The 22,614-nt window shown below is 67.0% G+C and carries 16 protein-coding genes, 1 tRNA gene and 2 pseudogenes; 14 read left to right on the plus strand and 5 right to left on the minus strand.

Annotated elements, in window-relative coordinates; all coding sequences use genetic code 11:
• Positions 1-121: 121 nt before the first annotated feature.
• From CAL29_RS21590 to CAL29_RS21600, 3 genes are all read left to right on the plus strand, one after another.
• Positions 122-1,240: a LacI family DNA-binding transcriptional regulator gene (locus tag CAL29_RS21590; RefSeq protein WP_179284135.1), complete on the plus strand. Its 1,119-nt coding sequence runs from the start codon at positions 122-124 to the stop codon at positions 1,238-1,240.
• Positions 1,241-1,435: 195 nt separating this feature from the next.
• Entirely contained in the window at positions 1,436-2,398 is a 963-nt protein-coding gene (locus tag CAL29_RS21595) for a Bug family tripartite tricarboxylate transporter substrate binding protein (protein WP_094855052.1), read from the plus strand.
• A 36-nt stretch (positions 2,399-2,434) separates the two neighbouring features.
• On the plus strand, positions 2,435-4,150 hold the full coding sequence (locus tag CAL29_RS21600; RefSeq protein WP_094855053.1) for an IlvD/Edd family dehydratase: 1,716 nt from the start codon (positions 2,435-2,437) through the stop codon (positions 4,148-4,150).
• 20 nt (positions 4,151-4,170) lie between these two features.
• Here the strand turns inward: CAL29_RS21600 and CAL29_RS21605 are convergent, their stop codons facing one another.
• Entirely contained in the window at positions 4,171-5,625 is a 1,455-nt protein-coding gene (locus tag CAL29_RS21605; RefSeq protein ID WP_094855054.1) for a phospholipase D-like domain-containing protein, read from the minus strand.
• Between the two features lie 153 nt (positions 5,626-5,778).
• Between CAL29_RS21605 and CAL29_RS21610 the strand changes: the two genes are divergently transcribed.
• A tRNA-His gene (locus CAL29_RS21610) sits at positions 5,779-5,854 on the plus strand.
• A 316-nt stretch (positions 5,855-6,170) separates the two neighbouring features.
• On the opposite strand, the gene CAL29_RS21615 is transcribed toward CAL29_RS21610, so the two are convergent.
• On the minus strand, positions 6,171-7,553 hold the full coding sequence (locus CAL29_RS21615; RefSeq protein WP_094856818.1) for an aminotransferase-like domain-containing protein: 1,383 nt from the start codon (positions 7,551-7,553) through the stop codon (positions 6,171-6,173).
• A gap of 159 nt (positions 7,554-7,712) precedes the next feature.
• On the opposite strand from CAL29_RS21615, the gene CAL29_RS21620 reads away from it, so the two are divergent.
• The 4 genes from CAL29_RS21620 to CAL29_RS21635 all read left to right on the plus strand — a co-directional run bounded on the left by CAL29_RS21620 (position 7,713) and on the right by CAL29_RS21635 (position 10,257).
• Positions 7,713-7,946 (plus strand): hypothetical protein, encoded by a 234-nt coding sequence (locus CAL29_RS21620; protein WP_094855055.1) that lies wholly within the window; start codon positions 7,713-7,715, stop codon positions 7,944-7,946.
• 260 nt (positions 7,947-8,206) lie between these two features.
• Positions 8,207-9,178: a zinc-binding dehydrogenase gene (locus tag CAL29_RS21625; protein ID WP_094855056.1), complete on the plus strand. Its 972-nt coding sequence runs from the start codon at positions 8,207-8,209 to the stop codon at positions 9,176-9,178.
• Positions 9,179-9,300: 122 nt separating this feature from the next.
• Positions 9,301-9,729, plus strand: a complete 429-nt coding sequence (locus tag CAL29_RS21630; RefSeq protein WP_094855057.1) for a bleomycin resistance protein — start codon at positions 9,301-9,303, stop codon at positions 9,727-9,729.
• A gap of 210 nt (positions 9,730-9,939) precedes the next feature.
• A complete protein-coding gene (locus CAL29_RS21635) occupies positions 9,940-10,257 on the plus strand; it encodes a chorismate mutase (RefSeq protein WP_094855058.1) in 318 nt (105 codons plus the stop codon).
• A 174-nt stretch (positions 10,258-10,431) separates the two neighbouring features.
• Here the strand turns inward: CAL29_RS21635 and CAL29_RS21640 are convergent, their stop codons facing one another.
• The 3 genes from CAL29_RS21640 to CAL29_RS21650 all read right to left on the minus strand — a co-directional run bounded on the left by CAL29_RS21640 (position 10,432) and on the right by CAL29_RS21650 (position 13,956).
• Positions 10,432-11,790 carry an MFS transporter gene (locus tag CAL29_RS21640; protein WP_218831883.1) on the minus strand — a complete coding sequence of 453 codons (1,359 nt, stop codon included), beginning with the start codon at positions 11,788-11,790 and terminating at the stop codon, positions 10,432-10,434.
• A 335-nt stretch (positions 11,791-12,125) separates the two neighbouring features.
• Entirely contained in the window at positions 12,126-13,073 is a 948-nt protein-coding gene (locus tag CAL29_RS21645) for a LysR family transcriptional regulator (protein ID WP_179284136.1), read from the minus strand.
• A gap of 97 nt (positions 13,074-13,170) precedes the next feature.
• Positions 13,171-13,956 carry a putative hydro-lyase gene (locus CAL29_RS21650; protein ID WP_094855060.1) on the minus strand — a complete coding sequence of 262 codons (786 nt, stop codon included), beginning with the start codon at positions 13,954-13,956 and terminating at the stop codon, positions 13,171-13,173.
• 456 nt (positions 13,957-14,412) lie between these two features.
• Here CAL29_RS21650 and CAL29_RS21655 point away from each other — a divergent pair, with 456 nt between their 5' ends.
• The 6 genes and pseudogenes from CAL29_RS21655 to cobA all read left to right on the plus strand — a co-directional run bounded on the left by CAL29_RS21655 (position 14,413) and on the right by cobA (position 22,473).
• Positions 14,413-15,714, plus strand: coding sequence for a CmpA/NrtA family ABC transporter substrate-binding protein (locus CAL29_RS21655; RefSeq protein ID WP_094855061.1), 1,302 nt, complete (start codon positions 14,413-14,415; stop codon positions 15,712-15,714).
• A 15-nt stretch (positions 15,715-15,729) separates the two neighbouring features.
• On the plus strand, positions 15,730-16,563 hold the full coding sequence (ntrB, locus tag CAL29_RS21660) for a nitrate ABC transporter permease (RefSeq protein WP_094855062.1): 834 nt from the start codon (positions 15,730-15,732) through the stop codon (positions 16,561-16,563).
• Between the two features lie 4 nt (positions 16,564-16,567).
• Positions 16,568-17,353 (plus strand): annotated as a pseudogene (locus tag CAL29_RS21665) (ABC transporter ATP-binding protein); the annotation flags it as partial.
• 278 nt (positions 17,354-17,631) lie between these two features.
• Positions 17,632-18,831: pseudogene (locus tag CAL29_RS21670) on the plus strand (NAD(P)/FAD-dependent oxidoreductase); the annotation flags it as partial.
• Positions 18,832-18,911: 80 nt separating this feature from the next.
• Positions 18,912-21,677, plus strand: a complete 2,766-nt coding sequence (locus tag CAL29_RS21675; RefSeq protein WP_256977661.1) for a nitrate reductase — start codon at positions 18,912-18,914, stop codon at positions 21,675-21,677.
• Positions 21,655-22,473: a uroporphyrinogen-III C-methyltransferase gene (gene cobA / locus CAL29_RS21680; RefSeq protein WP_094855065.1), complete on the plus strand. Its 819-nt coding sequence runs from the start codon at positions 21,655-21,657 to the stop codon at positions 22,471-22,473. The genes CAL29_RS21675 and cobA overlap by 23 nt, the downstream gene beginning before the upstream one ends.
• The last annotated feature ends 141 nt before the right edge of the window (positions 22,474-22,614 follow it).

Genomic DNA, 22,614 nt, shown 5'->3' on the forward strand with positions numbered 1-22,614 from the left:
ATGTGCGGAAGAGTCAATAAGGAGATGGAGCAAAGGCTGCCATCGCCCCACCCGACCTTCCGTCGGGACGGTATGCCTAAAATATCGCCGCATCGCATCAACCAGCGGAACAGGCACGCGAATGAAAGCAGACACGGGAAAGCCGGGCGCCACGGCGGCCGAAGCGTCGCATGACAAGGTCAGGCAGCAGCGCCCCAGCGGCAATGCCGTCACCGTGCGCGATGTCGCCAGGATGGCGGGCGTTTCCGTGGCCACCGTCTCGCGCGTGCTGAACGGCAACGACAAGGTGGCGGAGGAATTGCGCGACCAGGTGCAACGGACCGCCGACCGCATGGGCTATACGCCTCACGCGGCCGCGCGGGCGCTGGCCTCGCAGCGCTCCACCACCATCGGCGCCATCGTGCCGACCCTGGAGGACCCGAATTTCGCGGTTGGGATCGCCGCCTTGCAGAAGCGCGCCACGGAGGCCGGATATACCTTGCTGCTGGCCAGCTCCAACTACGACAAGCAGGAAGAGTTGCGCCAGGTGCGGACCTTGACGGCCCATGGCATCGCGGGCCTCATGATGGTGGGGGCCCAGCACGCGCCGGAGACCTACGAGATTCTGCATGCCAAGCGTATTCCCTACGTCAACACCTGGGTGCTGGACGACCGCCATCCTTGCGTCGGCTTCGACAATCGCGAGATCGGCCGTATCGTGGCCAACTACCTGCTCGACCTGGGCCACACCGAATTCGGCGTCATTGCGCAACGTTCCCTGGAAAGCGACCGCGCGGCCGGACGCATGGCCGGCATACGGGAGGCGCTCGCGGCGCGCGGCGTGAAGCCTCCGCAGGAGCAATTGATTGCGCGCTCGCACAAGGTCATGGACGGCCAGATCGCGCTGCGCATGCTGATGAGCGGCGCCAGGCGGCCGACGGCGGTCGTGTGCGGAACCGATGTCCTGGCCTTCGGCGCGCTGGTCGAGGCGCGCAGCCTGGGAATCGACGTGCCCCGGCAACTCTCCGTCACCGGCATCAACGATATCGAATTCTCCGCCCACACCCTGCCGCCGCTCACCACGGTGCGGCTGCCGGTAGAGGAAATCGGCGAACGGGCGGCCGACTACCTGCTGGCCAGCGCCCGCGGCCAGCAGGCGGCCCGCGTCGCGCCGGTGCCCTTCAGCCTGATCGTGCGCGGCACGACCGCGCCGCCGCAAGGAAGCGGCGCCTCCGCGTCCAGGCGGCGACGCAAGCAATAGCGCGCTCGCGGCCGAGCGCATCGCCCGAATGGCCGGATTGAAAGAAACCGCTTTCTTGATTAGACTCCGATAAAAAAGGCAGGATGAGGTTTCCTATTGCGACATTGAGAAAACGCTTTCTTAGAAAATCGCCCAAGCCGGCCGAAAAGACACCGCACTCGTGGCGGGAGATAACGATCCACCAAGGAGACAAAGATGAAGCGCCTGCTGACCGGCATCCTGATGTTCCTGGCCTGCGCCGCCGCCCATGCGGCATGGCCCGAGCACCCTATCCGCATCATCGTCCCCACGGCGCCCGGCGGCGGCTCGGACACGGTCGCGCGCCTGATCGCGCAAAAGCTCAGCTCGGGCTTGAACGGCGCGGCGGTCATCGTCGACAACAAGCCCGGCGCCGGCGGCTTGATAGGAACCAAGGAACTGCTGCGCTATCCGGCCGACGGCTACACCTTGCTGCTGGCCACCAGCTCGACGCACGGGATCAACCCCTGGGTCTACCCTGACGTGGACTATGACGTGAAGAAGGATTTTTCGGCCGTCTCCATCCTGGCCGCCACCGACTACGCCCTGGCCACGCAGAGCGGCAGTCCCTACCAGTCCCTCGGCGAACTCCTGGCGGCGGCCAGGAAGAAGTCTATCCTGTATGGCTCCTCGGGCGTGGGCAACACCGGCCAGCTCGCCGCCGAACTGCTTGCCCGCGACACCGGCTCGAAGTTTTCCCAGGTCCCCTACAAGGCCGCGATGCCGGCCCTCAATGGGCTGCTGGGCGGCGACACCGTATTCATGTTCGAAAACACCAGCCTGTTCCTGCCTTACGTGCGGGACGGCAAGCTACGCCTGCTGGCTACCACGGGCGCGAAGCGCTCCATCGTCGCCCCGGAAGTTCCCACGTTGCGGGAGTCCGGCGTGAAGGACTACGAGATCGTCGGCTGGTTCGCCCTCGTCGGCCGCGCCGGCATGCCGGCGGCCGTGGTGACGCAACTCAACGGCCAGGTCGTGAAGATCCTGGCCATGCCCGACGTCGTCGAACGGCTGAAGAACCTGGGCTACGACCCGTCGCCGCGTTCGGCCGCCGACAGCGATGTCTTCATCGCATCGCAACTCGATGCCTTCGGCGCGATGGTAAAGCGCGCCGGCATCGGCAAAGCCCGCGGCAAATAATCTGCCTGTCTTCCTTTTCTCATCTGGAATGTCCTTATGCCCGACCCCAAGCATGGCCTCGCACGCGGCCTGACCAACTATGGCGATATCGATTTCTCCCTATACCTGCGCCGCACGTTTGCCAGCGCCGCCGGCTACTCCAAGGAAATGATGGACAAGCCGGTCGTCGGCATTGCGCAGGCGTCCAGCGGCTTCAATCCCTGTCATCGCAATTTCCCCGAGCTGGTCGAGGCCATCAAGCGCGGCGTGCTGGCGGCGGGCGGTTTGCCGCTGGATTTCCCGACCATCTCGCTGGGCGAAGCCTTCCTCAATCCGACCAGCATGAAGTTCCGCAACCTGCTGTCTATCGACGTCGAGGAAATGATACGGGCGCAGCCGATGGACGCCGTCGTGCTGCTGGGCGGCTGCGACAAGAACGTCCCCGCCATGCTGATGGGCGCCGCCTCGGCCGACGTGCCCGCCATCCAGTTGGTGCCGGGCCCGATGCTGCCCATGCCCTTCGAGGGCGAGCGCCTGGGCGCGTGCACGGACTGCCGGCGCTTCTGGGGCCGGTATCGCGGCGGCGAAGTCAGCGAGCGGAAGATCGGCATCATCGAAGGCAAGCTTGCGACGACGGCGGGCACGTGCGCGGTCATGGGCACGGCCAGCACCATGGCGGCGGTGGCCGAGGCGCTGGGCATGTCGCTGCCGGGCACGGCCGCCATCCCGGCGGTGCATGCGGATCGCATCCGGGCCGCCGAAGCCAGCGGCCGCCGCGCCGTGGAATTGGCGCTCCAGCCGATCCGGCCCAGCGAGATCATCACCGGGAAGTCGGTCGAAAATGCGCTGCGCATCCTACTGGCGATCAGCGGCTCGACCAACGTCATCATCCATCTGACGGCCATCGCCGGCCGCCTGGGGATTCCGGTATCGCTCAAGCGCCTGAACGAACTGAGCGACACGACGCCGGTGCTGGTCAACCTCAAGCCGACCGGAGAGCACTACATGGCCGATCTCCATGCGGCCGGCGGCGTCGGCGCGGTCATGCGCGAGATCAAGCACCTGCTGCACCTGGATTGCCTGACAGTGACCGGCGAAACCCTGGGCGAGCGGCTGGCCGGGGAAGCGCCGTGGGTGGATCGCAATGTGGTGCGCGCCTTCGACAACCCCATCGACCCCGTGGGCGGCCTGGTATCGCTGTTCGGGTCGCTGGCGCCCAATGGGGCCATCCTGAAGCGCGCGGCGGCCAATCCCGCGTTGTTCGAGCGCACCGGCCGGGCCGTGGTGTTCGAATCGCTGGAAGACCTGGCCGCGCGGGTGGACAGTCCTGACCTCGACGTTCACGAGAACGATTTCCTGGTGTTGAAGAATGCCGGACCCAAGAGCGGCGCCGGCATGCCGGAGGCCGGATACCTGCCCATCCCGGCGAAGCTGGCCCGCCAGGGGGTGCGCGATATGGTGCGCCTCTCCGATGCCCGCATGAGTGGCACCGCCTTCGGTACGGTCGTCCTGCACGTCTCGCCCGAGGCAGCGATCGGCGGCCCCCTGGCGCTGGTGCGCAACGGCGACCGGATCGCGCTGTCGGTCAGCGAACGCCGGCTGGACCTGCTCGTGGACGAGGCCGAGCTGGCGCGCCGCCAGGCGGAGATGCCTGCGCCCGCGCCGCTGCCCGACCGCGGCTATGACCGCCTGTTCCTGCAAAGCACCTTGCAGGCCGATGAAGGCTGCGACTTCGATTTTCTCAGGCCGTCCACCCTGAAAACCGGCTCATGAGATGACGTCGCCGCCCTCCCTCATAGATACGGCGTGGCCAGCCAGATGATCTTGTTGCGCAGGCGCTTGCCGAAAGGCAGGGCCCGCAGCGCTTCGAGGGTCTGCGGCTTGGCGTTGGCGATGGCCGCGTCGATGCGGGCGCTGATCCAGGTGGCGATCTCGCGGTCGTAGATTTCGGTGTCGAGCTCGAAGTTCAGCCGCAGGCTGCGCGGGTCGAGGTTGGAGGAGCCGGTGTAGGCCCAGGCGTCGTCCACGGTCAGCAGCTTGGAATGGTCGAAGGCGCCGCTGGTGCGCCATACCAGGCAGCCGTCGCGGATAAGCTGGTCGATCTGGGCCATCATGGCGTAATCGACCAGGCGCAGGTTGTTCTTGCCGGGAATGACGATGTCGACGCGCACGCCGCGCCGGGCGGCGGTGACCATGGCGCCGATCAGGGTCTGGTCGGGCAGGAAATAAGGCGACTGGATGCGGACGTGGCGCTGGGCGACCGCCAGCGCGCCGAGCAGGACGTTGTGCGTGCTGTTGATCGACCGGTCGGGACCGGAGGGCACGCAACGCACCGCCGCGCCGCCCCGCGGCACCAGGTCGTGATGGAACCAGTCCGGACCGGTCAGCGATTCGCGGGTCGTGAAATCCCAGTCGTGCGCGAAGACCGACTGGAGCTGGGCGACGACCGGCCCTTCGTAGCGGAAGTGCGTGTCGCGGTTGGTGCCGTCGAGCGACAACGCGCGCACGAAGGCCGCCCGGATGTTCATGCCGCCGGAAAAACCGATGCGGCCGTCGATGACCAGGATCTTGCGGTGGCTGCGCAGATTGGCGTACGGCATGCGCAGAAAACCCATGGGATTGGTCATGAAGCGGGCCGTCGGCACGCCGTTCTTCTTCAGCAGCCGCACGATAGGCGGACGGGAATAGCGGGCGCCGACCGCGTCGATCAGGACGCGGACCTTCACGCCGCGGCGGTGCGCGTCGATCAGCGCCTCGGCGATTTCGCAGCCGATGGGGTCGTGGTCGAAAATATAGCTTTGCAGGGCGACGGTTCGTTCGGCCTTGCGTATGGCCTGCAGCATGGCGGGATAGGCTTCGTCGCCGCCGTCCAGCGGCTGCACCAGGTTGCCGCCCAGCAATTGGAAGCGGCTGACGCAGTTGGTCAGCGTTTTCAGCGAGGCGAATTGCGTTCCGGCCAGGGGCACGACGTCGACGGGCTCGACCTGCGGTTCCCGCGCGTAATAGACCATGGCCTCGTCGCGCTGCTGCGAGACCCGGGTGAAGCGGATGCGGTTGACTCCGGCGACGAAGTAGGCGGCCGCGCCGAACAGCGGCGAGAAAAGCGCCAGCCCCACCCAGCCGATGGCGGCGCGGACGTCGCGCTTGGTCATGGCGGCATGCACGGCGGCGCCGAAACCGGCCACGGTGCTGACGGTGAAGACGATGTGGGGCCAGTAGGCGGTCAGCAAATCATGCAGGTCGCTCATGCGCTCATGGACGGAAGGTTGGCGGAGAAGGCGAACGCGCCGGCAGGTGCCGCCAACGCGCGCAGCCAGCAGGATAGCAAGCCCGGGCCGGCCGTGAAATCGGGGCTGGACTCTTGTTTTAAACCCGTGCTAGAATCTCGTTTCTTTGCTGCGGTGGCTGTAGCTCAGTTGGTAGAGTCCCGGATTGTGATTCCGGTTGTCGTGGGTTCGAGTCCCATCAGCCACCCCAAATTCTTTCTGGAAGTCCTTGCAATTCAAGGGCTTGGATCAGAGAAAAACTGATCGATCCAGCACTTGCTCTGGCAGCGGGTCTGGCACTTCCAAAATGCCTGCAAGTTCCAACCTACGGAACTTCTGCGCAACACTTATCAAGACAGACACGGAAGCTTTTATCCCGGCTGTTTGTTCTTCAAGTCCTTCTTCCCCGCGTTACCAAGCCCAAGATAATCCAAAGTCCACGGACCGAGGATCGCCGCGAAGCGTACTTGCGATCCATGAATGCCAGCATGGCCATTGAAGAATGGGCGCGGGACATGAATAACAAGTCAAACCACGGCAGCGCTGAACGACTCGGGGCGCCGCGCGAGCAGATGAGACAGCCGTTGAAGGCCCGTCTGTAAGCATCCACGGTCCTTGATGCTGCCCAAAGAGATCCGAATCGCATTCACGGATCCGCTGCCCGTTGCGAATACCTCCGCCGGCGTGACCGCGATGCCCTCGCTGTCGGCCGCGCGCGCAAGCTGTGAGGCGTTCCAATACGCCGGCAACTCGAGCCATACATGCAGGCCGTCTCCAGCGCCGCTGTACCCGCTCGCCAGGATATCCCGCGCCATCCATTGGCGCAGGCGCGCCTCGTTGCGTACGCCTTCCATCAATCCGTAGGCTGAACCGTCGAGGATCCACTGAGTGGCCAGGGCGGCTGTCAGAGGAGCGACCATCAGCGCAAACGATCTCAGCGCGGCCAGGAAACGTTCGCGCTCGTGCGAGTCGCGTATCAATACGAAGGCGACGCGCAAGCCGGGCGTCAGGCATTTCGATAGGGTCGAGATGTAGTACGCCTGTTCCGGGGCAAACGTGGCAACAGGCGGTGGCGGGGCATCGGCAAGGAGCCAGTAGGGATCGTCCTCGACCATGCGCACATTGCAGCGCTTCGCGATACTGGCGAGCTCCTTGCGCCGGCGTTCCGGAATGGTGATGGCCGTCGGATTCTGTAATGTCGGATTGAGGTAGACCAGCCCAGGCTTGTGCCGGCGGCACGCTGCCTCGAGCATCTCAGGCGCCATCCCGTGCTTGTCCGCTGCCACCGCAATGACGTGCCTGCCGAATTGGGTGGCGGCGGCACGCAAGCCGGGATAACTCATCGGCTCCGCCAGGATAACGTCGCCCGCCTCCGTCAGCGCAAGGATCAATGCGGCGATCGCCGCTTGCGCCCCCGGACAGACGACCACCTGTCGAGAATCCAGAGGTCCAAACATCGGCTCGAGCCATTTGGCTCCAGCCTTGCGGTCGGAGTCGCTTCCCCCGGCCAGGTGGTAAGTCATCAACAATCCATTGTCTGCCCTCATCAGCACTTGGGACAAACCTTGCTTCAGCATGTCGTCGAAGTCCACGCCATCCGGCCGTGGCGGGGTATTCATGCTCAGGTCGAGGATCGAGGTCAATTCGACTTTCGGCGCCGCGACATAAGTGCCTCGCGCGCCGCGGCCTTCCAACAAGTTGCGGCGCCTGGCTTCGTCGTATGCGCGCGTGATCGTCGTCAGGTCGACGTCCAGATGTTTTGCCAATTGGCGCTGCGGAGGCAGGCGGTCACCCGGTTTCAGCGATCCGTCCACCACCGCCGCCTGCAAGGCATCCGCAATCTGCAAAAAACGCGGCCCGCCGTGCACGGCTAGTCGCGGCGACCAGATCGGCGAATTCTCATCTTGCATGGCTGTCAACTGGGACATTTTGTCCCAATGTATGGAAATTGTTTTGAAGTAGTATGCCTCGGCGCGTGCAGCAATGCCATTCTTGTATGGCATACGCCGACGTTTTCTCCTCTTTCATCACGGTGGATAGCGTCAAGTAATAGCCTGGAAATACCAAAAATGATGGATTGGATCCCTATCGTCTTCCTTACGTTCAAGGTTCTCGTGTTCGGCACGGGCATGTTCTTTGCCGTCAAGTGGCACTACGACCAAGGCAAGAAGAAAAAGGGGAAAGCCGTGGCGCTACGCGCGTTCGGCACGGGGGCCGCAATATTCGTGCTATCGCTGCTGTCCGTGCTGCTCCTCACCTTCGTCCTCAGCAGGCAACTCGGGCTGGACTTGACCTTCCCATGATGGCAAAGAATAGTCGGCCGATACCCAGCGACGCGGCGGCAATTCCCCGGTGCGGCTATTGGGCGGCATCGGCAGGCGCGTCGGCGTTCATTTCGGCATCGCTGCGGGACGATTAATCGATTCGGGAAACCGCTTGCCTCAGACGGCGATGTCGAGACCATGGATTTCGAACAACAACCTCGACGTTGGGGAAATGGCAGCCTTTTTTCTTTTCCCGGCGTAGACTTTCGGGGCAGAAAAAGCGCTGACGGAGGCCACGCATGAAAGCCATAGTCGTTACGGAAAGCGGTTTGTCCTTGCAAGAGGTGCCCATCCCTTCGGTGGGGCCGACGGACGTGCTGGTGCGCGTCGGCGCGGCGTCGCTCAATCGTGCGGACCTGACCGTGGCTGCCGGCCAGCGGCACGGCAGCGTCGGAGGCCCGGGAACCATACCCGGCCTCGAATGGGCCGGCGTGGTCGAGGCGGTCGGGGCGGAAGTCACGCAATATGCGCCCGGCGACCGCGTGATGGCTTCCGGCAGCGGCGGCTACGCCGAATATGCCGTCAGCGATTATGGCCGCGTGTACCCGCTTCCGACCAAGGACATGCCGTTTTCCCAGGCGGCGGTATTGCCGGTCGCCTTGCAGACCATGCATGACGCGGTCGTCACCAATGGCCGCCTGCGGCCCGGCGAATCCGTCCTGATCCAGGGCGCCAGCAGCGGCGTCGGCCTGATGGGATTGCAGATCGCCAAGGCGATGGGCGCGGACCTCGTCATCGGCACGGCGACCAACGCGGGCCGGCGCGGGCAACTGGCCGGTTTCGGGGCCGATATCGCGCTGGACGCCAGCGATCCCGGCTGGGTCCAGGCCGTGCTCGATGCCACCGACGGCAAAGGCGTGAATCTGATCGTGGACCAGGTTTCGGGCCCGGTCATGAATGACAATATGCGGGCGGCCGCCATCCTCGGCCGCATCGTGAACGTGGGACGCCTGGGCGGAAAGGAAGCGGCCTTCGACTGCGACCTGCACGCGCTGCGCCGCATCCACTATATCGGCGTCACGTTCCGCACGCGCAGCGTGGAAGAAGTCCGCGAAATCGGCCGCCGCATGTGCGCCGACCTATGGCCGCTGCTCGAGGCAGGCAAGCTCAGCTTGCCGATCGCGGAGGAATTCCCCCTCGCCGACGCCGCGACCGCGCTGGCCTATATGAAAGAAAACCGCCACTTCGGCAAGATCCTGCTGAAGCCGTAGGGCGCGGATGCCGATCAGAGGAAGGCGGCGGGACGGGCCTGAGAGCGGCATGTTCATACATCCTCTCATTTGGTGGGAGATGACCGGGCGCGAAACTGCAATGGAAGCTGGAGTGGAGCGGTATGAAATTTCGTCGTGCGCGGCTGGTGCCTGAATTGTTGGTCACCGACCTGGTTGCCAGCAAAAGGTTCTGGATGGAAATCTGCGGTTTTTCTCTCGCTTATGGGCGCGAGCAGGAAGGTTTTGTCTATCTTGATCTCGACGGCGCTCAAGTGATGCTCGTTGAAGTGCGCGGCGACGGGTATTGGATAACCGCGCCTCTTGACGCCCCCCGAGGCCGGGGCATGAATCTTGAGATCAAGGTGCCGGCGGTGGAGCCGGTGGTGAATGCCTTGACGGCGGCAAATTGGCCATTGTTCGAGGGCGTCACGGAGCGATGGTATCGCCATGAAGATATGGAGTCTGGCGTGCGGGAATTTCTTGTTCAGGATCCTGACGGCTACCTGCTCCGGTTCTCCGCGCTCATGGATGAACGGCCCTCTGCTGGCTGACAAGGAGAACCAACGATTGGCCTTGTCGGTTCTTTCTATTTCCGCCTGATTTGAATTTCGCCACCCTCCTGCGAGGGACGATGGGGACATTGGCGCCGGCCAATACGCCCTCGCAACCTGACCAAGGGTCTCACGAAAAAGCCGGAAACAGGCATACTTGCGTTCGTTGAAAACCGATTTCGAATGCACGTAGTGGTAGCGGAGACAAAGATGGAAAAGACCCTGGACGACACTCGCGGCGGCGCTGCGCCTCTCGAAGAACTGAAATCGATCCGCCGCAGCATCGACAACATAGATGCCGCGCTCGTTCACATGCTGGCCGAGCGTTTCCGCTGTACGCAGCGGGTGGGCGTGCTGAAGGCGCGGCACAACCTGCCGGCCACCGATGCGAAACGCGAGGAAGAACAGGTAGCGCGCCTGCGAGGCCTGGCCGCTGCGTCAGGCCTCGATCCCGAATTCGCCGAAAGATTCCTGCATTTCGTGATCGCCGAAGTCATCGAGCATCACAACAATGCCCGGGCTGCTTGACTAGTTTCTGCCTGGAAACTGGTCGACGCGATCTTCGATCTTCGTCGGTGTGGGGAGGCGGCCCTGAGGCCGCTGATGCTCAAGGACCGAGGCCGCGCGCAGATATGAAAGCGAATCGCTGCGGGAGCATGAGCGCCGGAACTCGCCATGCGGAACCGCGCCCTGCTCCCGCCATCAACGATTGACCAGCCGCTTGGGCAGGCGGTATGCCAGGATCGCGCCGATCACGGCGACGCCGGCGATGAAATAGACGCCGCCTGCCGTGGACTGGGTGGCGTCCTTCACCATGCCCATGAGATAGGGGCTGACGAAGCCGCCCAGGCCGCCCAGCGAGTTGATGACGCCGATCGCCGCCGCCATGCCGATACCGCCCAGGAAGATGCTGGGCAGCATCCACATCATGGTGGTCGCCATGTAGACGCCGGCGGTGCCCACCGTCAGCGCGGCCAGCGCGGCGATGGGGGTGCCGTGCAGCAAGGCGCTGGCCGCGAGACCTGCCGCCGAGGTAATGAATCCCGCGATCAGATGCCAGCGCCGCTCCAGGCGCCGGTCGGAAGAGCGGGCGACGAGGTTCAGCGCGATCGCGCCGGCCAGGAACGGTATCGCCGACAACAGGCCGATGATCAGCGGATCCTGATAGCCAAGGTCCTTGACCAGGGTCGGCAGCCAGAAACTGACGCCGTAGTTGCCGATCGCCTGGCATATGCACAGCGCGACCATGGCCCAGACCCGCGCATCCCCGAGCATCGCCACCAGCGAGGGATGGAAGCCGCCCATCGCGTCCTTGGCGCGCGCGTCGGCGTCCAGGTCCGCGTGCACCTGCGTCTTCTCGCTATCGGTCAACCACCGGGCCTGCGCCGGCGTATCGGTCAGCAGCCAGGGCACCAGCAACGCCAGCACGACCGACGGGCAGCCTTCCATGAGGAACAGCCACTGCCATCCCGACAGTCCCGAATGATCGTGCATGCCGTGCATGATCCAGCCGGACAGCGGCGCGCCCAGCACGCCCGACAAGGGAATGGCCGCCATGAACAACCCCAGCATGCGCCCCCGCACCCGCGACGGAAACCAGAACGTCAGGTACAGAACGATGCCGGGAAAGAAGCCGGCTTCCGCCGCGCCCAGCAGGAAGCGCAGGATATAGAACTGCGTGGGCGTCTGCACGAAGGCGAAGGCCATGGACAGCAATCCCCATAGCAGCATGATGCGCATGATGGTCTTGCGCGCGCCCACCTTCATCATCCAGACATTGCTGGGCGCCTCGAATATCAGGTAGCCGATGAAGAACAGGCCCGCGCCGAAACCGTAGGCCGTCTCCGAGAACTTCAGGTCCTCCAGCATACGGAGCTTGGCGAATCCCACGTTCACGCGGTCGAGGTAGGCAAACAGATAGCAGGTAATGAGAAAGGGCAACACCTTCCATGCGATCTTGCGATACAGGGCATGGGATGCCGATCCCAAGGCATCGGATTCCGTTGCGGCGGAAAGTTGCGTGACGGCGTCGGCGTCGGGAGACAGGGCGGGATTCCTCATCGCGCTTCTCCGCACGGCGGGAAGCCCGCACGGGCGCGGCCGCGGATGCACGCAAGCGCGAATGCGGACGCAGAGACAGAGGCAGGCACGGACGCGGAGCAGAACTCAAACGCGGACGCAAACGCAAACGCAGACGCAGACGCGCGCATGGAACGTGGATTTTCGGATGGCATGTCATTCCCCTTGTGATGATCCGTAGCCCCTGGCCGCGCCCCCCGTGACGGGACGCCGCCTGGCCCGGATGTTGATCCCACGCCGCGCGCTGCTTGGTCGCGCGGCGCATAACTGACGATGCGTGTTCGATTATGCCGTGCAAGGGAACACGGCAACGAGCGTCATTTTTTATCGATGGGATCAAAAACCTGGATCGCCTGCCCGTGGTGGCGCGCCGCCGCTTCCTGGGCCAAGGCGCTGATCGAGCGCTTCAATGCGTTGTTGGAGGTTCCCTCCAGATAGACGGCGTAGTAATCGAGCGCCGGCAGCACGACGGACGTATCGAGCACGCGCAAGGCGCCGGCGTCGATCGCGTCCTGGACCAGCACGGACGACAAGGCGCCGATGCCGCGCCCGGCATGCACCATGTCGATAATGGTCTGCACGGAGGAAACGCCCCAGATGCGCATGTCGGCCAGCCCCAGGGCCTCCCGTATGCGGGCCAGCACATTGGTGCTGAGCAGGGTATAGGCAGGCCAGGTAATGATGGGATAGCGCGAAAACAGTTCATCGTCCGGCCGCGTGGCGCAATCGTCCGCGGGGTCGTGCGCCCCAAGAGGAAGCCCCCGCGCCACAACAAAGCACACCTCGTAACTGCAGAGTTTGACGCCGTGCACCCCATCGTTGGGAATGGTCTCGGTCATCAGCGCGAGATCGATGTCCTGCGCAAGGATGCGTTGCCGCAATTCCGGCGAGTTGTCGACGGCGATGTCGATGATGAGATTCGGATATCTTGCGCTGATATCCTCGATCAGGCTGGACAGCCAGGTCCGCACCAGCGTTTCGGACGTGCCTATCGTGAACTTGCCGCGCAAGGCGGCGGGCTGGGCGACCGCCGCCAGCAATTCGTCCCGCACCTTGAGCAGCCGCTCGGCATATTCGACCAGCAGCGCGCCGCGCGCCGTCAGCGTGGCGCGGCGGCGATTGGCGTCGAACAGTTCGACGCCCAGCTCCTGCTCCAGTTGGGCGATGCGCGCCGACACCGCGGGCTGGGTCGTGTGCAGCTTGGCCGCGGCCGCGCGGAATCCGCCCAGTTTCGCGACCCAGTAGAAGGTTTCGAAAGTCCGCAAGTCCCGCATATCGCCCGTCCGCTCCCATGAATTCACGCCGCCTGCACGTAAGGCATGCAGGCGGCGCGGACCCATTCTAGGCAGAAGAGCGGCGGGGCTACAACACGGCCAAGTCCGAATTGCGTAAATCGGTCACCAGCATATGGGCCGGCGCGTGCGTGATGCAGAAGTCCAGCCCGGCCGCCTCGACGACCGCCTGGGGCGTGACGCCGCAGGCCCAGAACACGGGCAGCTCGCCCGGCTCCATGGGCACGGCCGTCCCGTAGTCGGGCTTGTCGATGTCGGCGATGCCTATGCTTTCCGGCAGGCCGATATGCACCGGCGCGCCGTGCACCGCGGGCATGCGCGAGGTGATCTGGATCGCGCGTATGGCGTCCGCCGGCTTGAACGACCGCATGGACACCACCAGCGGCCCGGAAAACGGACCGGCCGGCGTCGTCGGGATGGAGGTGCGGTAGACCGGAACGTCGCAGCCGCGCTCGTGATGGTGCAGGGCCAGGCCGGCCCGCAGCAATTCCTCCTCGAAGGAATAGGAGCAGCCCAGCAGGAAGGCCACGAGATCGTCGCGCCAGTAATCCTTGATGTCCGGCACCTCCCGCTCCAGCGCGCCGTTGCGCCAGATCCGGTACTTGGGAAGATCGGTGCGTATGTCGATGTCCTTGCCCAGGCGCGGCAGGCGCCAGTCCCCGGGCTCCGTGCTGCCAAGCAGGGGACAAGGCTTGGGATTCAGGGAGCAGAAGCGCAGGAAGTCCGCGGCCTGCGCGGACGGCAGGATGGCCAGGTTGGCCTGGACATAGCCCGGCGCCAGTCCCGACGTCTGGGTGGTGTGCTTGCGCGCGCGCACCAACTGGCGCGCCTCGTATCCCGTGCTTGCGGTGCTCACGTGCTTCCCCTCGTTGCTGGAATCAGGAAACCATTATCGGCAGGCCGCCACCCGTGGCGCCAACTCTGATTTTGGATCGCCGCAATTGGAAAAAATGATCAAGCGCGCGGCGCCGCCCTGCATCGCCCGCGGTTTTGCCGCAGCGCACCAAGGTGGCGCGCAATCCCGGGCACGGCCGCACCACGATGCAGCGGCCCCTGCCCCGGCGCCGGCCGACGTTCCCGGCGAAAGAGATTTTCCACAATAAAGACAACGACTTATCGCCGGACGCAGGCATCCGGAAAAGTTGGCATATCGATTGCTTTTACCAGGATGACAGCCAAGAACCGGCTGTCGCCGCGATTGACTCGCGGCATATGGGAACAACGGCGTTCCGCGGCTCCAGGCCCCGTCCTGGAGAGCGGGACGCTTTTTTTATTTTCCATTAGTTCTCGCCCCCGACCCTGGAGCCCTGGAATGAAGCCCGTAGACTCGAAGACGCCCCCGACGACCTCTCCCCCGGCCGCCGCCGCCATCGATCAAGGCCGCCGCGACTGGCTGGGCAAAGGCGCCCGCGGCCTGGCCGGCGCCGGCATCCTGACGCTGGTCGATCCGCTGGTGCGCGCCGGCGCCTGGGCCGCCGGCTCCGACGCCCCCGAGAAAACCGAAGTCAAGATCGGCTTCATTCCCCTCACCGACTGCGCCTCCGTGGTCATGGCCTCCGTGCTGGGGCTGGACAAGAAATACGGCGTCAAGATCACGCCGTCCAAGGAAGCCTCGTGGGCCGGCGTCCGCGACAAGCTGGTCAACGGCGAACTGGATTTCTCCCACGTCCTGTACGGCCTGGTCTACGGCATGCACCTGGGCATCGGCGGCCCCAAGAAGGACATGGCCGTCCTCATGGGCCTGAACCGCAACGGCCAGGCCATCACCCTCTCCGAGAAGCTCAAGGAGGCCGGCGCCACCGACGGCGCCTCGCTCGCCAAGGTCATGCAGGCCGAGAAACGCGACTACACCTTCGCGCAGACCTTTCCCACCGGCACCCACGCCATGTGGCTCTATTACTGGATGGCGGCCTACGGCATCAATCCCATGCGCGACGCCAAGGTCATCACCGTGCCGCCGCCCCAGATGGTCGCCAATATGCGCGTCGGCAACATGGACGGCTTCTGCGTCGGCGAACCCTGGGGCGCCCGCGCCATCGCCGACAAGATCGGCTTCACGGCCGTCACCACCCAGCAGATCTGGACCGACCATCCCGAAAAAGTGCTGGGCACCAGCGCCGACTTCGTCCAGGCCCATCCCAATACGGCCCGCGCCGTCACGGCCGCCGTCATCGAGGCCGGCAAATGGATAGACGCATCGGCGTCCAACCGCCGCCAGGCCGCCGAGACCATCGCCGCCAAGTCCTACGTCAACACCGACGCGAGCGCCATCGTCGATCGCATGCTGGGCCGCTACAGCAACGGCCTGGGCAAGACCTGGGACGATCCCCACGCCATGCACTTCTACCAGGACGGCGACGTCAGCTTCCCCTACCTCAGCGACGGCATGTGGTTCCTGACCCAGCACAAGCGCTGGGGGCTGCTGAAGGAACACCCCGACTACATGGCCGCGGCCCGGCAGATCAACCGCATCGACATCTACAAACAGGCCGCCGCCGCGGCGGGCGCCAGCCTGCCCGGCTCGGAGAACCGCTCCTCCACGCTGATCGACGGCGTGGTCTGGGACGGCAGCAACCCCGCCGCCTATGCGGACGGTTTCAAAGTCAAAGCCTGATTCCGGAGCACGCGCATGAACACTCCCGCCACCGCCCTCGCCTCCGCCGCCGCGCCCGCGCCGCGCTGGCGCGAACGCTTCGACGCCCTGCTCGGCGCGCTGATCGGCCCGGCCGCCGGCTTTGCCGTCTTCGTGCTGATCTGGCAGGGCATCGCCCTGCTCGTCCCGGAAATCCCCACGCCCGGCAAGACCTGGGACGCGGCGCGCGAGCTGTTCGCCCATCCCTTCTACGACAACGGTCCCAACGACAAGGGCATAGGCTGGAACGTGCTGGCGTCCCTGCAGCGCGTCGCCATCGGCTTCGGCCTGGCCGCGCTGGTGGGCATCCCGGTCGGCTTCGCCATCGGCCGCTTCAAGGCCCTGAACGCCATGCTCTCGCCCATCGTCAGCCTGCTGCGGCCGGTCTCGCCGCTGGCCTGGCTGCCGCTGGGCCTGCTTCTTTTCAAGGCGGCGAATCCGGCCGCCATCTGGGCCATCTTCATCTGTTCGATCTGGCCCATGATCGTCAACACGGCCGTCGGCGTGTCGCGCGTGCCGCAGGACTATCTCAACGTGGCGCGCGTGCTGGACCTGTCGGAATGGAAGGTCCTGACCCGGGTGCTGCTGCCGGCCGTCCTGCCCTATGTCCTGACGGGCGTGCGCCTGTCCATCGGCACCGCCTGGCTGGTCATCGTCGCCGCAGAAATGCTGACCGGCGGGTCCGGCATCGGTTTCTGGCTGTGGGACGAGTGGAACAACCTCAAGGTCGAGCACATCGTCATCGCCATTTTCATCATCGGCATCGTCGGCCTGCTGCTCGAAGTCCTGCTGGTGCAACTCGCGCGCCGCTTCACCTACACCGAGGAATAAGACCATGCAGAAATTCGTACGCATCGAGCGCGTGGGCCAGGTCTTCCCCACCCGCAACGGCCCCTTCGTGGCGCTGCGCGACATCGACCTGAGCGTGGCGCAGGGCGAGTTCATCAGCCTCATCGGCCATTCCGGCTGCGGCAAGTCCACGCTGCTGAACCTGGTGGCGGGCCTGACGCGCCCCACGTCGGGCGTGCTGATCTGCGCGGAAAAGGAGATCGCCGGGCCCGGGCCGGAGCGCGCGGTGGTCTTCCAGAACCACGCATTGCTGCCCTGGATGACCTGCTACCAGAACGTCCACCTGGGCGTGGAGCGGGTGTTCGGCAGGACGGAAAGCAAGGCGCAACTGCAGGCGCGCACCCACGCGGCGCTGGAACTCGTCGGCCTGGCCCACGCGCAGGCCAAGTTGCCGCGCGAAATCTCCGGCGGCATGAAACAGCGCGTGGGCATCGCCCGCGCCCTGGCCATGGAGCCCAAGGTGCTGCTGATGGACGAACCCTTCGGCGCGCTGGACGCCCTGACCCGCGCCCATCTGCAGGACGAGCTGCTGAAGATCGTCGCCAAGACCCGCAGCACCACCATCATGGTCACCCACGACGTCGACGAGGCCGTGCTGCTGTCGGACCGCATCGTCATGCTGACCAACGGCCCGGCGGCCACCATCGGCGAGATCCTGGACGTGCCGCTGGCGCGCCCGCGCGATAGGGTCGAGCTGGCCAACGACCCGCGCTACCTGGCCTGCCGCGCCGCGGTCGTCGATTTCCTGCACCGGCGGCACGGCAATCCGGCGGCGGCCGCCACGACCGCCACGCCCGGCGCATCCACGGCCAGCGAAGGCCCGCGCGAAGGCGCCGCCGTCGGCCTGCATGTCGTCGGCGGACGGCCGACAGGTCCGGCGCCGGGCCATGCGGATGCGGACGCGGACGAGACCGCGGATGAAGGCCTGAACGCGGACGAAGGCGTGAACGTGGACACGGGCACGAACGGCTCCCCGCTCGCAACCCTTCCCCGCGCCGCCCGCCGCGCCGGCTGACCCCGCCCCCCCTTCGGCTAAGGAGACACCCAACCATGGACAAACCGAAACTGGTGCTGGTCGGCAACGGCATGGCGGGCGTGCGCGCCCTGGAGGAATTGCTGAAGATCGCGCCCGGCCTCTACGACATCACGGTGTTCGGCGCCGAGCCCCATCCCAACTACAACCGCATCATGCTGTCGCCCGTGCTGATGGGCGAGCAGACGCTGGACGACATCGTGCTGAACGACGTCGACTGGTACGCGGCGCACGGCATCCGCCTGCTGCTGAACCGCACCGTGACCCGCATCGACCGGGCGCGCCGCCGGGTCCATGCCGACGACGGCACCGTCGCACCCTACGACCGCCTGCTCCTGGCGACCGGGTCCACGCCCTTCGTCCTGCCGGTGCCGGGCCACGACCTGCGGGGCGTGATCGGCTTTCGCGACATCCAGGACGTGCAGCGCATGATAGCCGCGGCGGCCAAGGGCGGCCATGCCGTGGTCATCGGCGGCGGACTGCTGGGCCTGGAGGCCGCCAGCGGCCTGTCCGCGCGGGGCATGCGGGCCAGCGTGGTGCACCTGGGCCAGACCCTGCTGGACCGCCAGCTCGACGTCACGGCGGCGAACCTGCTGCGCGCCACCCTGGAAGCGCGCGGCCTGCAATTCCTGATGGCGCGCCAGACGGAAGCCATCCTGGGCGACGACCAGGGCCATGTCCGCGCCGTGCGGTTCAAGGACGGGACCGAAATCCCCGCGGACCTGGTGGTCATGGCGGCGGGCGTGCGTCCGAATATCGGGCTGGCCCGGTCCTGCGGGCTGCACACCGAACGCGGCATCGTCGTCAGCGACACCTTGCAGACCTACGATCCCTGCATCTACGCGGTGGGAGAATGCGCCAGCCATCGCGGCGTGGCCTATGGCCTGGTCGCTCCCCTGTACGAACAGGCGCGCGTGGCGGCGAACCACCTGGCGCGGATAGGCAGCGGCCGCTATCCCGGCAGCGTCCTCTCGACCAAGCTCAAGGTCACCGGCGTCGACGTGTTTTCGGCCGGCGACTTCCTCGGCGGCGCGGACACCGAGACCATCACGCTGACCGACCCGCTGGCCGGCGTCTACAAAAAGCTGGTCATCCAGGACGGCCGGCTGGTGGGCGCCTGCCTGTATGGCGACACCGCCGACGGCGCCTGGTATTTCCGCCTCATCCGCGAAGGCCGCGACGTGGCGGCGCTGCGCGATCGCCTGATGTGGGGCGAGGAACCCGCCAACGAAGCCCCGGCTAATGAAGAACCGGCCAAGGAAGCGCCGGGCGCGGCGCGCCGGGCCGCGTGATGGGCATGGACAGCCCCCTCGTCCGCCAGCCGGCCGCAACGCAGGCCGCCGACCCGGCCACCACCGCCACCATCTGCTGTTACTGCGGCACCGGCTGCGGCGTGCGGGTGCACACCGAGGCCGGCCGGGTCACCGGCGTTAGCGGCGACGACGACCATCCGTCCAGCCTGGGCAAGCTGTGCAGCAAGGGCCGCGCCCTGGCCGATACCGTGCGCGACGACGGCGCCCGCGTCCTGCGCGCGCAATGGCGCGAGCATCGCGACGCGCCGCGCCGCGAGCTGGCCCTGGACGACGCCCTGGATGTGGCCGCCGCCCGCCTCGCGGAAATCATCGGCCGCCACGGGCCGGACGCCGTCGCCTTCTATCTCTCCGGCCAGTTGCTGACCGAGGACTACGCGGTCTTCAACAAGCTGGCGCGCGCCCTGGTCGGCACCAACAACGTCGACACCAACTCGCGCCTGTGCATGTCCAGCGCCGTGGCCGGATACAAGCAGACCCTGGGCGCGGACGCGCCGCCCGCCTGCTACGAAGACCTCGGCCTGGCCGACACGGTGCTGATCGCGGGCTCCAACGCCGCCCATGCCCACCCCATCCTGTTCCGCCGCCTGGAAGCCGCGAAACAGGCCCGGCCGGACATGAAAATCATCCTGGTCGACCCGCGCCGCACCGACACCGCCGAGCTGGCCGACCTGCATCTGCCCATCCTGCCCGGCAGCGACGTGGCGCTGTTCCACGCCATGCTGCACGCGATGCAGGACGAAGGGCTGCTCGACCAGGCCTTCATCGCGCGCCACACCACCGGCTTCGCCGCCCTGCGCGAACGGATCGCCGCCTGCCCGCCGGCCGTGGCGCAGGACCTGTGCGGCGTGCCGGCCGCCGACATCGTCACGGCCGCGCGCTGGTTCGGCCGCGCCGGCGCGGCGCTGTCGCTCTATACGATGGGCCTGAACCAGTCCAGCAGCGGCACGGCGAAGAATGCCGCCCTGATCCATCTGCACCTGGCCACGGGGCAGATCGGCAAGCCCGGCGCCGGCCCCTTCTCCCTGACCGGGCAACCCAACGCCATGGGCGGCCGCGAAGCGGGCGGCATGGCCACGCTGCTGCCCGGCCACCGCGACCCGGCCGACGCCGCCCATCGCGCCGAGGTCGCCGCGCTGTGGGGCGTTCCCCGCTTGCCGGAACGGCCGGGCCTGCCGGCCGTGGAAATGTTCGACGCCCTGCTGGACGGACGCATCAAGGCCATCTGGATCGCGGCCACCAACCCCGCGCAATCCCTGCCCGACCAGGCGCGCGTCCGCGCGGCGCTGGCGCGCGCCGAACTCGTCATCGTGCAGGAGGCCTTCGCGGGCGTCGAAACGCTGGACTATGCGGACCTGGTGCTGCCCGCCGCCACCTGGCCGGAAAAGGAAGGCACGGTGACCAATTCCGAGCGCCGCATCAGCCGCGTGCGCGCCGCCATCGCCGCCCCGGGCGACGCCCAGCCGGACTGGCGCCTGGCCGCGGGCGTCGCGCGACGCCTGGCCGCGCGCATCGCGCCGGCGCGCGCGGCGCTGTTCGACTATCCCGGCGAAGCGGCGGTATTCGCCGAGCACGCCGCCACCACGGCGGGCCGCGACCTGGACTACAGCGCGCTGACGTACCGCATCCTGGACGAGCAGGGCCCGCAGCAATGGCCCTACCGCCCCGGCCTGCCGCCGTCGCGCCGCCTGTACGCCGACGGCGTCTTCGCCACGGCCGACGGCCGGGCGCGCTTCGTCGACGTGGCCTATACGCCGGTGGCGGAGCCGGTGACGGCCGAGTATCCGCTGCGCCTGACCACCGGCCGCTTGCGCGACCATTGGCACACCATGGCGCGCACGGCGCTGTCGCCCTCCCTGGTGCGCCACGTGGAGGCGCCCTGGCTGTCCCTGCACCCGGACGACATGGAGGAGCTGGGACTGGCGGAAAACGCCCTGGCGACGGTGCGTTCGCGCCGCGGCGAAATCGTCCTGCCGGCGCGCGCGGACGCCAGCCTGCGGCGCGGCCAGGCCTGGCTGCCGATGCATTGGGGCAGCGCCTTCATGGCGGGCGAAGGCGTCAATGCGCTGACCAATCCGGCGCGCGATCCCGTCTCGCGCCAGCCGGAACTGAAGCATTGCGCGATCGCGGTGGCGCCGGCCGCCCTGCCCTGGCAGGCCGCCGGCTGGGTGCGCGGCGACGCCGCGGCCCTGCGCCGCGCGCTGGCGCCCTGGCTGCGCCGCTTCCCCTATGCTGTGCTGCTGCCCAGCGCCATCGCCGGCGGCGGCCTGGGCATGGCCATCGCGGCCGCGCGGGCGCCCGAAACGGACCTGCTGGCGACGCTGTACGAGGAACTGGGCCTGGGCCCGGATGCCAGCGCCGTCTACGACGATCCCGCGCGCGGCAAGCTGCGCCGCGTGGCGCTGGACCAGGGGAGACCCCGCGCCTTCTTCCTGGCCGGCGACCTGCTCGCCCACGACGCCCTGGCCGCCTGGGCCGACGGCGGCGACGCGCCCGCCAGCCTGGCGCGGCTGCTGCTGGGGCAAACCGGAACCGCCGCGGCGCCGCGCGCGCGCACGATCTGCGTGTGCGTGGGCGTCACCGATCGCGCCATCGCGGCGGGCATCGCCGGCGGGCTCGACCTGGACGGACTCAAGCAAACCCTGGGCTGCGCCACCGGCTGCGGCTCCTGCGCTCCCGAAATTTCGCGCATGATCGCATGTGCGCGAACCGCCACGAAGGCCATTCATCATGATCCCGTACACGTCTCCTGAAACCCGCACGCCGGCCGCCGGCGCCCCGGGCAAGGTCTGGCTGGTGGGCGCCGGTCCCGGCGATCCCGAACTGCTGACGATCAAGGCCGCCCGCGTCCTCGCCCAGGCCGACGTCTGGCTGATCGACGACCTGGTGGGCGCCGGCATCCTGGACCTGGCCGCGCCGGGCACGCGCATGATCAAGGTCGGCAAGCGCGGCGGCTGCCGCTCGACGCCGCAGGATTTCATCCTGCGGTTGATGGCGCGCCATGCGCGGCAGGGCCGCCGCGTGGCGCGCGTCAAGGGCGGCGACCCCTTCATTTTCGGGCGCGGCGGCGAGGAAATGGCGTGGCTGGCGGCGCGCGGCATCGCCGCGGAAGCCGTCGGCGGGCAGACCGCCGGCCTGGCGGTGGGCGCGGCGCTGGGATTGCCGTTGACGCATCGCGGCCTCAGCCGCGGCGTGGCCCTGGTCACCGCGCACACCATGGACGGCTCGCGTCCCGACTGGCGCGGCCTGGCCGCCAGCGGCCTGACGGTCGTCTGCTACATGGGCATGAGCGATGCCGCCAGCCTGGCGCGGGAATGCATGGCGGCGGGATACGCCGCCGACCTGCCGGTGGCCGCCGTGCATCGCGTCTCCTGTCCGGACCAGCGCCACGTCGTCACTACCCTGGCCGGGATGGCCGAGGCCATCGCGCGCGCCGGCCTGGAAAGCCCCGCGGTGATCGTCCTGGGCGAAGTCGTCTCCTTGATGGAAACGACGCGCCTGCCCGCCGCCGCGCCATGGCCGGCGACACATGCCTGCGCGGCCGCGTGACGTGACCGCCAGATACGCCGCTCATGTGCGCCGCTCATGCGCGCCGACCACCTACGCCGCGCACCGGAATGCGCCAGCCCCATGCCGTGGGCGCGAACTGTCCCGCGCGCCGGCCGGACAGGCTTCCCGCGCCGCCATCCG

The sequence above is a fragment of the Bordetella genomosp. 10 genome (genome assembly GCF_002261225.1).
Taxonomy (GTDB): Bacteria; Pseudomonadota; Gammaproteobacteria; order Burkholderiales; family Burkholderiaceae_B; genus Bordetella_C.